The 13,316-nt window shown below is 65.1% G+C and carries 10 protein-coding genes and 1 tRNA gene; 7 read left to right on the top strand and 4 right to left on the bottom strand.

The genetic code is table 11. The features are described 5' to 3' along the window. Window positions 1–28: 28 nt before the first annotated feature. Window positions 29–301 carry a DUF3077 domain-containing protein gene (locus tag ACIPZB_RS25210; protein ID WP_400643191.1) on the bottom strand — a complete coding sequence of 91 codons (273 nt, stop codon included), beginning with the start codon at window positions 299–301 and terminating at the stop codon, window positions 29–31. A 4-nt stretch (window positions 302–305) separates the two neighbouring features. Next, on the bottom strand, window positions 306–575 hold the full coding sequence (locus tag ACIPZB_RS25215; RefSeq protein WP_008089753.1) for a hypothetical protein: 270 nt from the start codon (window positions 573–575) through the stop codon (window positions 306–308). Window positions 576–1,139: 564 nt separating this feature from the next. Here ACIPZB_RS25215 and fdnG point away from each other — a divergent pair. The 7 genes from fdnG to ACIPZB_RS25250 all read left to right on the top strand — a co-directional run bounded on the left by fdnG (window position 1,140) and on the right by ACIPZB_RS25250 (window position 10,469). Next, entirely contained in the window at window positions 1,140–4,208 is a 3,069-nt protein-coding gene (gene fdnG, locus ACIPZB_RS25220; protein ID WP_400643192.1) for a formate dehydrogenase-N subunit alpha, read from the top strand. Further along, the gene (fdxH, locus tag ACIPZB_RS25225) at window positions 4,208–5,158 is read left to right on the top strand and encodes a formate dehydrogenase subunit beta (RefSeq protein ID WP_400643193.1); all 951 of its coding nucleotides are present in this window, start codon (window positions 4,208–4,210) and stop codon (window positions 5,156–5,158) included. Before fdnG ends, fdxH begins: the two co-directional genes overlap by 1 nt. Then, window positions 5,155–5,811 carry a formate dehydrogenase subunit gamma gene (locus tag ACIPZB_RS25230; protein WP_400643194.1) on the top strand — a complete coding sequence of 219 codons (657 nt, stop codon included), beginning with the start codon at window positions 5,155–5,157 and terminating at the stop codon, window positions 5,809–5,811. The genes fdxH and ACIPZB_RS25230 overlap by 4 nt, the downstream gene beginning before the upstream one ends. Before the next feature lie 4 nt (window positions 5,812–5,815). Next, the gene (fdhE, locus tag ACIPZB_RS25235; protein ID WP_400643195.1) at window positions 5,816–6,742 is read left to right on the top strand and encodes a formate dehydrogenase accessory protein FdhE; all 927 of its coding nucleotides are present in this window, start codon (window positions 5,816–5,818) and stop codon (window positions 6,740–6,742) included. A 278-nt stretch (window positions 6,743–7,020) separates the two neighbouring features. Next, complete coding sequence (gene selA / locus ACIPZB_RS25240; protein ID WP_400643196.1) at window positions 7,021–8,448, top strand: L-seryl-tRNA(Sec) selenium transferase; 1,428 nt, start codon at window positions 7,021–7,023, stop codon at window positions 8,446–8,448. Then, a complete protein-coding gene (selB, locus tag ACIPZB_RS25245; protein ID WP_400643197.1) occupies window positions 8,445–10,367 on the top strand; it encodes a selenocysteine-specific translation elongation factor in 1,923 nt (640 codons plus the stop codon). Before selA ends, selB begins: the two co-directional genes overlap by 4 nt. A gap of 6 nt (window positions 10,368–10,373) precedes the next feature. Continuing rightward, window positions 10,374–10,469, top strand: a tRNA-Sec gene (locus ACIPZB_RS25250). 260 nt (window positions 10,470–10,729) lie between these two features. Here the strand turns inward: ACIPZB_RS25250 and ACIPZB_RS25255 are convergent. Together ACIPZB_RS25255 and ACIPZB_RS25260 are read right to left on the bottom strand one after the other, a co-directional pair. Further along, the gene (locus tag ACIPZB_RS25255) at window positions 10,730–11,716 is read right to left on the bottom strand and encodes an asparaginase (RefSeq protein ID WP_400643198.1); all 987 of its coding nucleotides are present in this window, start codon (window positions 11,714–11,716) and stop codon (window positions 10,730–10,732) included. A gap of 72 nt (window positions 11,717–11,788) precedes the next feature. Continuing rightward, entirely contained in the window at window positions 11,789–13,231 is a 1,443-nt protein-coding gene (locus ACIPZB_RS25260) for an alanine/glycine:cation symporter family protein (RefSeq protein WP_400643199.1), read from the bottom strand. Window positions 13,232–13,316 lie beyond the last annotated feature (85 nt).

The following is a 13,316-nucleotide window of genomic DNA, read 5'->3' on the forward strand; positions in this document are numbered from 1 at the left end:
TGGCTTGCCAGCGATAGGGCCCTTGAGGTCAATGCAATCGGTTCTTGGCCATCTCGATATCGTTCATCAATGCCTTGGCCAAGGCACTCAGGTAGTCCGCTGCACCGAGCAGCTTGTGGTCATCTTCCACGTCGCCCTCGCGCACCAGGTGCTTGATATAGCCCAGTAGCACCGAGACATGCTCGTAAGCATCGTCGATCGGAATACCCGGCTGCACACGCAGCAGGCCTACTGGCGGGAAACCCACTTCAAGGAAAGTCTCCACGCCGAGGGTGGTAATGACCTTGGGTTTATCCGTCATGGCGTCACCCCTCCACCTGTTGGCCAAACAGCCGAGTGTGCACATGCTCCACCAGCGTGTAGGCGATCTCGCTGGCATGCATCGCATTGCTCAGCATGCTCAGTCCGTGTTCGCCTGCGCGGGAGCGGCAGTGCTCGTCGAGGGTTTCGATGACGCCGCGTAGCAACTCGCTGGCGTGGGCCAGGGCGTCGGGTGGGTACATGTCGGATTGGACGGTGAAGAATGGGGTGGTGATAGGTTTACGGCGGGGAGGATCGGGGACGATCTTCTTCATGATGTAATTCCTATTTTTTCAAAATGGGAACTACCACTTGAATCTTTCTCACGGATTGGGTGGTAGCCGTACGTGGAGTGAGAAAACCGAGGAAAAAAAGGCAAAAACCCGGCCAGGCAGAAGCCTGCCCACGTACGGCCACCATAAAGGTGCTGCTATTTTTTTTCGGTCGGGTTTCTCACACCCGGTCGCCGAAGCGACCCGAGAACGTTATCCGTGAGGCATTTCCCCGACAACAGCGAAACTTCAGTAGCGCTCGTAGGATAATTCCCAAACTAGAGAATCCTGAAGCATTTGGTTTCAGGTTCAGAAATATCTTACGGCTGCTGGCCCTATCGCTGGCAAGCCAGCTCCCACAGGTACAGCACCGCACTTGAGAACAGTGAGATTCCTGTGGGAGCCGGCTTGCCGGCGATAAGGCCCCTGCCCATGACCCAAGTCATCGCACCTTTGCGTTTCTTGACTAGTCTTACCTTCTGGCGGCCATCAAAAAGCCGCCACCGTGACTACGCAAGAGACGCCGGCCATGTTCCGTGCGTCCATACACCTGATCAGGAGTGCACGATGGACCTCAACCGTCGGCAGTTCTTCAAGGTCGCCGCCGTCGGCCTTGGAGGCTCGAGCCTGGCAGCGTTGGGCATGGCCCCGACGCCTGCGTTCGCCGAGCAGGTGCGTCACTTCAAGCTGGCGCACACCAAAGAAACCCGCAACACCTGTCCCTACTGCTCGGTCGGCTGCGGCCTGATCATGTACAGCCAGGGCGATGCGGGCAAAAACGTCAAACAGAACATCATCCACATCGAAGGCGATGCCGACCACCCGGTCAACCGCGGCACCCTGTGCCCGAAAGGCGCCGGCCTGCTCGACTTTATCCACAGCCCCAGCCGCCTGCAGTACCCCGAGGTACGCAAGCCGGGGAGCAAGGAATGGGTACGAGTTGAATGGGACGAAGCGCTCGACCGCATCGCCGACCTGATGAAGCAGGACCGCGACGCCAACTTCATCGAGAAGAACGCCCAGGGGCAGACGGTCAACCGCTGGCTTACCACCGGTTTCCTCGCTGCCTCCGCCGCCTCCAGCGAGGCTGGCTACCTGACCCACAAGGTCGTTCGCGCAACAGGCATGCTGGGGTTCGATAACCAAGCACGTGTCTGACATGGCCCGACGGTGGCAAGTCTTGCCCCGACGTATGGCCGTGGCGCCATGACCAACCACTGGTCCGATATCGCCAACGCGAATCTGGTCCTGGTGATGGGTGGCAACGCAGCAGAAGCGCACCCGTGCGGCTTCAAGTGGGTGACCGAGGCCAAGGCGCACAACAAGGCGCGGCTGATCGTGGTCGACCCGCGGTTTACCCGTACCGCTTCGGTGGCGGACTACTACGCGCCGATCCGTACCGGTACCGACATCGCCTTCATGGGCGGGCTGATCAATTACCTGTTGAGCAACGACAAGATCCAGCACGAGTACGTGCGCAACTACACCGACGTGTCGTTCATCGTCAAAGAAAACTATGGCTTCGAGGACGGGCTGTTCAGCGGCTACGACGAGGCCAAGCGCGTGTATGCCGACAAGTCGGGCTGGGGCTACGAGCTGGGCGAGGACGGTTTCGCCAAGGTCGACCCGACCCTGCAGCACCCGCGCTGCGTGTTCCAGCTGATGAAGCAGCATTACAGCCGCTACACCCCGGAAATCGCCAGCATGACCTGCGGCATGCCGCAGGACGCCATGCTCAAGATCTGGGAAGAGATCGCCACCTGCTCGGTACCGGGCAAGACCATGACGATCCTCTATGCACTGGGCTGGACGCAGCACTCGATTGGCGCGCAGATCATCCGCAGTGCGGCGATGGTCCAGTTGCTGCTGGGCAACGTCGGCATGCCGGGCGGTGGGGTCAACGCCTTGCGCGGGCACTCCAACATCCAGGGCCTGACCGACCTGGGCCTGTTGTCGAACTCGTTGCCGGGTTACCTGACCCTGGCCGGCGATGCCGAGCAGGACTACGCCACCTACATCGACAAGCGCGCCTCCAAACCCCTGCGCCCTGGGCAATTGTCCTACTGGCAGAACTACGGCAAGTTCCACGTCAGCCTGATGAAGGCCTGGTACGGCGCCAATGCCACCGCGGAAAACAACTGGGGCTACGACTGGCTGCCCAAGCTCGACGTGCCAGCCTACGACGTGCTGCGCATGTTCGAGATGATGGGCCAGGGCAAGGTCAACGGCTACATGTGCCAAGGCTTCAACCCGATCGCCGCGCTGCCGGACAAGAACCGCGTCACCGCCGCCCTGGGCAAGCTCAAGTGGCTGGTGATCATGGACCCGCTGGCCACCGAGACCTCGGAGTTCTGGCGTAACGCCGGGAAGTTCAACGATGTCGACACGGCCAACATCCAGACCGAGGTGATCCGCCTGCCCACCACCTGCTTTGCCGAGGAGGACGGCTCGCTGGTCAACAGCAGCCGCTGGCTGCAGTGGCACTGGAAGGGCGCCGATGGGCCGGGTGAAACCCGCACCGATGTGCAGATCATGAGCGAGCTGTTCCTGCGCCTGCGCCACCGGTACCAGACCGAGGGTGGCGCCTACCCGGATGCCATGCTGAACATCCACTGGCCGTACAAGATCCCTGAAGAGCCTTCCCCGGAAGAGCTGGCCAAGGAGATGAACGGCTGGGCGGTAGCCGATGTCACCGACCCGACTGGCGCGGTCATCAAGGCAGGGCAGCAACTGGCGGGCTTCGGCCAACTCAAGGACGACGGCAGCACCGCGTCGGGTTGCTGGATCTTCGCCGGCAGCTGGACCGAGCAGGGCAACCAGATGGCGCGCCGTGACAACAGCGACCCGTTCGGCATGCACCAGGTGCAGAACTGGGCCTGGGCCTGGCCGGCCAATCGGCGCATCCTCTACAACCGTGCCTCCAGCGACCCGCAGGGCAAGCCATGGGACCCGGAGAAGAAGCGCCTGGTGTGGTGGAACGGCAAGGCCTGGGCCGGCACCGACGTGCCCGACTTCAAGGTCGACTCGCCACCGGAAGCCGGGATGAACCCGTTCATCATGAACCCCGAGGGCGTGGCGCGGTTCTTTGCCATCGACAAGATGGCCGAAGGCCCGTTCCCCGAGCACTACGAGCCGTTCGAGACGCCCATTGGCATCAACCCGTTGCATCCGCAGAACAAGAAGGCCACCAGCAACCCGGCCGGGCGGATCTTCGATTCGGTGTGGGACACCCTCGGCACGCACGACGAGTTCCCCTATGCGGCGACCACGTACCGGCTGACCGAGCACTTCCACTTCTGGAGCAAGCACTGCCCCCTCAACGCAATCATCCAGCCCGAGCAGTTCGTCGAGATCGGCGAGGTGCTGGCCTTTGATAAGGGCATCAAGGCGGGCGACCGGGTGCGGGTGTCGAGCAAGCGCGGGCATATCGAGGCGGTGGCAGTGGTGACCAAGCGGATTCGTCCGCTGCAGGTCAACAACCAGACCGTGCACCAGATCGGCATCCCGTTGCACTGGGGCTTCACCGGTGCGACGCGGCACGGCTACCTGACCAACACCCTGGTGCCGTTCCTGGGTGATGGCAACACGCAGACGCCGGAGTCCAAGTCGTTCCTCGTCAAAGTGGAGAAAATCTGATGGCCAGCCAAGACATCATCGCCCGCTCGGCCACCACCACCGTACCGCCTTCGGTACGCCAGCAGCAGGAAGTCGCCAAGCTGATCGACACCACCAAGTGCATCGGCTGCAAGGCCTGCCAGGTGGCGTGTTCGGAGTGGAACGAACTGCGTGACGAGGTCGGCCACAACCACGGCACCTACGACAACCCCCAGGACCTCACCGCCGAGACCTGGACCTTGATGCGCTTCACCGAGCACGAGCGCGACGACGGCAACCTGGAGTGGCTGATCCGCAAGGATGGCTGCATGCACTGCGCCGACCCAGGTTGCCTGAAGGCCTGCCCGAGCCCGGGGGCGATCATCAAGCACGCCAACGGCATCGTCGACTTCAACCAGGACCATTGCATCGGCTGTGGGTATTGCATCACCGGCTGCCCGTTCAACATTCCGCGCATCTCGCAGAAGGACCACAAGGCGTACAAGTGCACCCTGTGTTCCGACCGCGTGAGCGTGGGCCTGGAACCGGCCTGCGTGAAGACCTGCCCGACCGGGGCGATCGTCTTCGGCAGCAAGGACGAAATGAAGGTGCACGCCGCCGAGCGCATCGTCGACCTCAAGTCGCGGGGCTTCGACAACGCCGGCTTGTACGACCCGGACGGCGTCGGCGGTACCCACGTCATGTATGTGCTGCACCACGCCGATACGCCCAGGCTGTATGCAGGCCTGCCGGACCAACCCGTGATCAGCCCGCTGGTGGGCCTGTGGAAAGGCTTTACCAAGCCGCTGGCGCTGTTGGCCATGGGCGCGGCGGTACTGGCCGGATTCTTCCATTACGTGCGGATCGGCCCACAACGGGTCGAGGAGGATGAACACCCCACGCCGCCGGACGACAGCGTGCATCAGGTGGACCCGGCGGTCCATGTCTATGACCCCAATCGGCCCGGCGGGCAAGGGGAGCAGCGGCCATGAACGACAAGAAGCCAATAATGCGGTACACCGCCAACGAGCGGACCAACCACTGGATCGTCGCCATCCTGTTCATCCTCGCCGGGCTGTCCGGGCTGGCGCTGTTCCACCCCGCGCTGTTCTGGCTCAGCCATCTGTTCGGTGGCGGCCCCTGGACGCGCATCCTGCACCCGTTCCTGGGGGTGGCGATGTTCGTGTTCTTCCTGGGCCTGGTGTTTCGCTTCTGGCGCGCCAACTTCATCACCGCCAACGACCGCCTGTGGTTGCGCCGCATCGACCGGGTGATGGTGAATCGGGAAGACGGCGTTCCCCCCATCGGCAAGTACAACGCCGGGCAGAAGTTGCTGTTCTGGACCCTGCTCGCGTGCATGCTGGTGCTGCTGATCAGCGGCGTGGTGATCTGGCGCGCATACTTCAGCCTTTACTTCGAAATCGGCGTCATTCGCCTGGCCACCTTGCTCCATGCCCTGGCGGCGTTCGTGCTGATCCTCAGCATCATCGTGCACATCTACGCCGGCATCTGGATCAAGGGCTCGATCGGCGCCATGCTGCATGGCTGGGTCAGCCGCCCCTGGGCGCGCAAGCACCATGAGTTGTGGTACCGCGAAGTGACGGACGACAAGCCGCCCCACCCGCACGGACGTAAAGAAGGATGAACGCTTGAGCACGATACTCGAACCCGGGCAGATCGAAGCGTCGGCCGTGATGCCGCCGTTTCTGCATCTGCCGCCGGCCAACCTGTTCGAACTGCGCGCCGCCCGCCTGGTGCATCTGGCCGAGGGCAATGCGCTGGGCCGGTACCTGAAACTGGTCGCGCGCCTGTGCCGCGTCCAGCAGCAGCTTGTGGATAACCCCCCCGGTGCCTTGCCGGTGGCCGAGGAGCGCCAGCGCCTGTGCATAAGTCATGGGCTGCCGCCGCTGGCGGCTGACAGCCTGGTGCGTGAAGGGCCGTGGCTGGTCTGGTTGCAGGCATTGCTCGCACACTTCGAGGATGAAACCAGCGGCCCGCTGGGCGAGGCGCTGCATCGGCTGCGAGGCAGTGACGACAGCCAGCGCAAGGGTTGGGGTATCGCCTTGCTCGCTGGCCAATATGATGCGGTACCGGCAGAACTGGTGCCGTTCATTGGCGCCGCCTTGCAAGCGGCCTGGTCCAGCTGGCTGCTGGCGCTGCCTGCGCCAGAGCTGAAGCCTGCCGACAGCCTGGCCCAGTGCCCCGCTTGCGGCTCGCCGGCGATGGCCGGGGTGGTACGCAATCGCGGCAAGCACAACGGTTTGCGTTACCTGGCCTGTTCACTGTGTGCCTGTGAATGGCATGTGGTGCGGGTCAAGTGCGTGTATTGCGAGGCGAGCAAGGATTTGCGCTACACCAGCCTGGAGGATGATCGCCATGCGCCAGGCAAGGCGCCGTTGCAGGCTGAGTGCTGCCCTGGGTGCAACAGCTATCTGAAGCAGAATTATCTGGAGAACGATGCCGCAGCCGAACCGCTGGCCGATGACCTCGCCAGCCTGGCGCTGGATATCCGGTTGGACGAGGAGGGCTTCCATCGCCTGGCACCGAACCTGATGCTCGCGCCTGGTGGTGGGTGAGTGTCTACACTGCAAGATCGAGTCGCCCCTATCGCCGGCAAGCCCGCGCCCCCCCGGGACCCCCCGGTTTACGGCACAGCCGCGGAACCGTGGGGGCCCCCGTGGCCGCCCCAGGGCCCCCACCCACAAAAGCCCCCCACCCCCCCCCCCCCCCCCCCCCCCCCCCCCCCCCCCCCCCCCCCGCCGCGCCCCCCCCCCCCCCCCCCCCCCCCCCCCGCCCCCGCCCCCCCCGGCGATAGGGCCCGAACAGACAATGGACCCGTCCAAGGTAGTACTGCATGTCTCCAAGCCCCGCCAGCGACACCCCACGCCTGCCGTCCATCGACACCCTGCTGCGCCACCCGGCCTGCCTCCCGCTGATCGACCGCCACGGCCGCGACGCCGTCCTGGCCACCCTGCGCCACCTGCTCGACGACCTTCGTGACCCTGTTCGCAATGGCCAACTCAGCGCCGCCGAACTGGCCGCCGAAGTCCTGCTGGGCCGCACTGGCGAACGCCTGGCCGTCCAGCAACGCAGCCAGGTCCGCCGCGTGTTCAACCTCACCGGCACTGTGCTGCACACCAACCTCGGCCGCGCCCTGCTGCCGGAAGAGGCCGTCGAAGCCATGCAGACCGCCGCGCGTTACCCGCTCAACCTCGAATTCGACCTGGCCACCGGCAAGCGCGGCGACCGTGACGACCTGATCGAGGGCTTGATCCGCGAGCTGACCGGCGCCGAGGCCGTCACCGTGGTCAACAACAACGCCGCCGCCGTGCTGCTGGCGCTCAACAGCCTCGGCGCACGCAAGGAGGGCATCATTTCCCGAGGCGAGCTGATCGAGATCGGCGGCGCCTTCCGCATCCCCGACATCATGGCCCGCGCCGGGGTGAAGCTGCACGAGATCGGCACCACCAACCGCACCCACGCCCGCGATTACGAAGCGGCCATCGGCCCGCGTACCGGCTTGCTGATGCGCGTGCATTGCAGCAATTACAGCATCCAGGGCTTCACCACCCAGGTGCCTACCGCCGAGCTGGCACGCATCGCCCACCAGCATGAACTGCCACTGCTCGAAGACCTCGGCAGCGGCAGTCTGCTCGACCTGACGCGCTGGGGCCTGCCCGCCGAGCCGACAGTGCGCCAGGCCCTGGCTGACGGCGCCGACATCGTCACCTTCAGCGGCGACAAACTGCTCGGCGGCCCGCAAGCCGGCATCATCGTCGGCCGCAAGGAACTGATCGCCAAGATCAAGAAAAACCCGCTCAAGCGCGCCCTGCGCGTCGACAAGATCACCCTCGCCGCACTTGAAGCGGTGCTGGCGCTATACCGCAACCCCGACCGCCTGGCCGAGCGCCTGCCCAGCCTGCGCCTGCTGACCCGCAGCCAGGCCGACATCCAGGCCCAGGCCAATCGCCTGGCCCCTGAACTGAAAGCCCGCCTCGGCGAGCAATGGGCGGTCAGCGTGGAGCCCGCGCTGGGCATGATCGGCAGCGGCAGCCAGCCGGTGGCGCGCTTGCCGAGCGCCGCCCTGTGCCTGCGCCCGCAGGTGTCGAAGAAACTGCGCGGGCGCAGCCTGCATGTGCTCGAGCGTGCCCTGCGCGACTTGCCCGTGCCGGTGCTTGGGCGCATCGATGACGATGCCTTGTGGCTTGACCTGCGCCAGCTCGACGACGAAGCCCAGTGGTTGGCGCAATTGCCCGCCCTGCGGCTGGGGCCGGTGCAGTGATCGTTGGTACAGCCGGGCACATCGACCACGGCAAGACCGCGCTGCTTCAGGCCCTGACCGGCCAGCCCGGTGACCAGCGTCAGGAGGAACGCGACCGAGGCATGACCATCGACCTGGGCTACCGTTATGCGTCGCTCGCCGAAGGCGCGCCGTTGACTGGTTTCATCGATGTGCCAGGCCATGAGCGATTTATCCACAACATGCTGGCCGGTGCCCATGGCATCGACCTGGTGTTGCTGGTAGTGGCCGCAGACGACGGTGTGATGCCGCAGACCCGAGAGCACTTGGCGATCCTCGAGTTGTTGGGCATTCCCCAGGCGCTGGTGGCCATCAGTAAATGCGACCGGGTCGAGCCGGCGCGCCTGGCCGAAGTCCAGGCACAAGTCCGCGAACTGCTGGCGCCGGGGCCGTATGCCGGGGCGCGGCAGTTTCCGCTGTCGAGCATCACAGGGGAGGGCATCGAGTCGCTGCGCCAGGCCTTGCTGGAGGCCGAAGCGCGTGTGCGTCAGCGCAGCGTGCGCGGTGGTTTCCGCCTGGCCGTGGACCGTGCCTTTGCCGTGACTGGCGCCGGTGTCGTGGTGACCGGCACGGCGCTGGCCGGGCGCGTCAGTGCCGGTGACACGCTGTTGCTGGGCAAGGCCGGCAAAGGGGTGCGGGTGCGAGGCCTGCATGCGCAGAACCAGACCGCGCTGGTGGCCGAGGCCGGCCAGCGAGTGGCGCTGAATATCGCCGCTGAACGCCTGGCGGTAGAGCAGGTGCATCGTGGCGACTGGCTAGTGCCCGAGTGGCTGCATGCGCCCAGCGCACGGGTGGATATCGAACTGAACCTGCTGCCGAGCGAGACGCGCCTCTTCGAACACTTCAGCGCCGTGCACGTTCACCTCGGCACCCAGGATGTGACGGCGCGGGTGGCGTTACTCGAAGGCGAATCCCTGGCGGCGGGCCAGCGCATGTTCGCCCAGTTGCTGCTCAACGCGCCGCTGCAAGCGGTGCACGGCGACCGCCTGGTGCTGCGCGATCAGCGCGCACAGCGAACGCTGGGTGGCGGCAAGGTGCTCGACCCGTTTGCGCCAAGTCGCCAGCGGCGCAGTGACGAGCGCCTGCGTCAGTTGCAGGTGCTGCGCGATGCCGAGGACCTCGAACAAGCCCTGCCGGCACTGCTCGCCAGCGCGCCTGGCGGCCTCGATCCGCAGCGCCTGGAGCGCCAGTTCAATCGGCTGCGTGAAACCTGGCATCTGCCGCAGGACGTGCTGGTGGTGGCCACGCGGCAGGGCCCGGTGCTGTTCGCCAACGGCCAATGGCAAGCGCTCAAGCGGCAGGTTCTGGCGCAGTTGGCCCAGTTCCACGAACAGGAGCCCGACCAGCTCGGCCCTGACCGTGACCGGTTGCGCCGCTTTGCCGCTTTGCCGCTGGAGCGCCCGGTGTTCGTCAGCTTGCTGGATGAGCTGCTCAACGACGGTACGGTTGCCAGTAGCGGGCCGTGGCTGCACTTGCCCGATCACCAGGTACAGCTGAGCGAGGCCGACAACGCCTTGTGGGCGCGCCTGCTGCCGAAGTTGCTGGAGGGGCGCTACGATCCGCCCTGGGTCAGGACGTTGGCCACTGAAGAAAAGTGTCCCGAGCCTGAAGTGCGACTCTTGCTGCGCAAGCTGGCGCGGTTGGGGCTGGTGCACCAGGTGGTGCGCGACCTGTTCTATCCCGAGGCGACGCTAAAGCGCATGGCAGAGCTGCTGCTCGTGCAAGCCAGCGAAACGCCGATAGTGCAGGTGGCCGCGTTTCGCGATATGTTGGGCATCGGTCGCAAGCGCAGTGTGCAGATTCTCGAATACTTCGACCGCATCGGCTTGACCCGCAGGGTTGCCGATCAGCGTCACATCCGTGCCGACAGCGCCCTGGCCCAGCAGCAAGCCAGGCACTGAGTTCAAGGAAGGCAATCGCGCCCGGTGGCGCGGCCGGGCTTCAAACCCGGTTGGGGACGGCAGCCGTTCCCGGGCAGGTTCGACTCCCGCTGCCTTCCGCCAATCTTTATGTCTGTAGTGGCCCTATCGCCGGCAAGCCGGCTCCCACAGGTGCCGCGCAGCACTCAAGACCAGCGCTCTACCTGCAGTGCCCTGTCGCCGCGCAGCACTCAAGGCCAGCGCTCCACCTGTAGTGCCCTATCGCCGCGCAGCACTCAAGGCCAGCGCTCCACCTGTAGTGCCCTATCGCCGCGCAGCACTCAAGGGCGGCGCTGTACCTGTGGGAGCCGGCTTGCCGGCGATGAGGCCCGAGCCGTCACCAGTCAGGCCCGCTCCCCACACAGATCCAGCGCAAACCACTGCTCCGCCGCTTCGACATCCAACCCCGCCCCCAGCAGCCCGAACAACTTGCCCAGCGCCGCCTCGCGTGTCATCCCGCCGCCACTGACCAACCCCGCAGCACGCAGTCGATTGCCTGCCGCATAGGTATCGAACACCACCGACCCTTGCGGGCACTGGCTGATGGCAACCAGCATCACCCCACGCTGACGCGCCGCACGCAGCACATCAAGCAGCGCCTGATCGTCCGACGGCCCGGTACCACTGCCATAGCATTCCAGCACCAGACCTTGCACACCCGTGTCCAGCACGCCGCGCAAATGTTCGGCTTGCAAGCCGGGGTACACCGGCATCACGGCCAGATTCACCGGCTGGCGCTGCTGACCATAGCGCAATGCCTCAGGCACCGCGCTCGCGCGCGAACCTTCACGATGGCGCGGTAGCGCGGCAAAGGCGTCGAACGCTTCACTGCGCAACTTCGAGGCGCGGCAGCCATGCAGCAGCTGCCCGTGGAAGTACAGCTGCACGCCATCCTCCAGGCCTTGTTCGAACTGGCGCAGGGCCCCGCACAGGTTATCCCAGGCATCGCTGCCCGGCGCTCCGGCCGGCAGCATCGAGCCGGTCAGCAGCACCGGCACTGGTAGGCCCAGCAGCAGGAACGACAGTGCCGCCGCACTGTAGGCCAGGCTGTCGGTGCCATGCAGCACCAGCACGCCGTCATGCCCCGCATCCACCGCCGTGACGATGGCATCGCGCATGGCCAGCCAGTTGTGCTGCTGCATGTTGGCGCTGTCCAGCAACGGGTTCAGTTCCTGCAGCGTCCAATGCACCTGCGGTGCAGCGGTCAGCTGGACGAAGTGTTCGCGCATGCGCGCTTCAAAACCACCGGCTGGCGCCAGGCCTTCGGCGGTTTCGAGCATGCCGATGGTGCCCCCGGTATAGAGGACGAGGAGATTCTTGACTGCACGCATGGAGAGCATCCGTAGCGGTGAGCGGAGGGGAAGCAGCCGCCCGCGGACGGGGCGGCTGTGCAGGGCAGGATATCAGCGTTGTGGCTGGACTTGGCCGGTGGCGTTGCCCGCGGCGGGTTCAACTTGCGGATTGGCCGGCCAGGCATTGCGGTCCAGGTCCAGGTCGGCGAACTTGGCCGAGTCGAACACTGGTTGATTGATGCCCGCCTTGCGCTGGTCATCGTAGTCGCGCATGACCCGCAGGCCGACCTTGAACAGCAGGGCCAGGGCGATCAGGTTGACGAAGGCCAGGCAAGTCATGGTGATGTCGGCGAAGGCGAACACGGTCGACAGGTCCTGCATCGAACCCCAGACCACCAGCGCCAGCACCAGGGCGCGGAACACCATCAGCACCAAGCGGTTGCGGCTGAGGAACTGCAGGCTGTTCTCGCCCAGGTAGTAGTTGTAGAGGATGCAGGTGAAGACGAACAGCGACAGCGCCACGCTGACGAACACGCGGCCCCAGTCACCGACCACGGCGGCCAGCGAGTTCTGAGTCAGGACGATGCCATCGCCCTCGAAGCCTGGGGTGTAGAAGCCCGACAGCAGGATCAGCAGCGCGGTGCAGGTGCAGATCACGAAGGTGTCGAGGAACACACTGAAGGCCTGGACCACACCCTGCGCGCCGGGGTGCTTCACGGCGGCCACGGCGGCGACATTGGGCGCACTGCCCAGGCCCGCTTCGTTGGCGAACACGCCACGCTTCACGCCCATGACGATGGCGCTGCCGAGCAGGCCGCCGAATGCAGGGTCCAGGCCGAAGGCGCTCTTGAAGATGGTTTCCAGCATGGCCGGTACGTGTTCGATCTGGGTGCCGATCACGTACAGGGTCACGCCGATGTAGGCCAGGGTCTTGACCGGTACCAGCAGGTCCGACACCGCGGCGATGCGCTTGATGCCGCCGAGGAAGGTGATGGCCAGCAGCACTGCGAGGACGATGCCGGTGTGGCTTGGGTCGAAGGCAAAGGCGTTTTGCAGCGAGTGGGTCACGGTGTACGACTGCAGGCCGATGAAGGCGAAGCCGTAGGTGACCAGCAGCAGGATCGAGAACACCACTGCCATGCCTTTGTGCTTCAGGCCATGCTGGATGTAGTAGGCCGGGCCGCCACGGTACAGGCCATCGCCGTCGGCGCGCTTGTAGACCTGGGCCAGGGTGCACTCGAAGAAGCTGCTGGCCATGCCCACCAGGGCCGTGACCCACATCCAGAACACCGCGCCAGGGCCGCCCAGGGTCACGGCGATGCCGACACCGGCGATGTTACCGGCGCCTACGCGACCCGCGAGGCTCAGCATCAGGGCCTGGAAGGAGCTCAGCTGGCCTGCCTGGCCACGCAGCGATTCCTTGAACACGGTGAACATGTGGCCGAAGTGGCGAAACTGAACGAACCGCGAGCGGATGGTGAAGTAACCGCCGAGACCGACGATCAGCACGATGAGGAGTTTCCCCGAAAGGAAATCGTTGAGTGCTTCGAGCATTGGAAAATGACCTCGATTCTTATTCTTTGCATGGAAAGACCAGCGGACGGCAGGCGCACCGCTATTCGTTGGGGGCATGTTTGGC

Source organism: Pseudomonas sp. NPDC089396 (genome assembly GCF_044749545.1).
Lineage (GTDB): Bacteria > Pseudomonadota > Gammaproteobacteria > Pseudomonadales > Pseudomonadaceae > Aquipseudomonas.

Coding starts and splice junctions, on each gene's coding strand:
- ACIPZB_RS25210 (WP_400643191.1), bottom strand. CDS start 301: ATGACGGATAAACCCAAGGTCATTACCACCCTCGGCGTGGAGACTTTC.
- ACIPZB_RS25215 (WP_008089753.1), bottom strand. CDS start 575: ATGAAGAAGATCGTCCCCGATCCTCCCCGCCGTAAACCTATCACCACC.
- fdxH (WP_400643193.1), top strand. CDS start 4,208: ATGGCCAGCCAAGACATCATCGCCCGCTCGGCCACCACCACCGTACCG.
- ACIPZB_RS25230 (WP_400643194.1), top strand. CDS start 5,155: ATGAACGACAAGAAGCCAATAATGCGGTACACCGCCAACGAGCGGACC.
- selA (WP_400643196.1), top strand. CDS start 7,021: ATGTCTCCAAGCCCCGCCAGCGACACCCCACGCCTGCCGTCCATCGAC.
- ACIPZB_RS25255 (WP_400643198.1), bottom strand. CDS start 11,716: ATGCGTGCAGTCAAGAATCTCCTCGTCCTCTATACCGGGGGCACCATC.
- ACIPZB_RS25260 (WP_400643199.1), bottom strand. CDS start 13,231: ATGCTCGAAGCACTCAACGATTTCCTTTCGGGGAAACTCCTCATCGTG.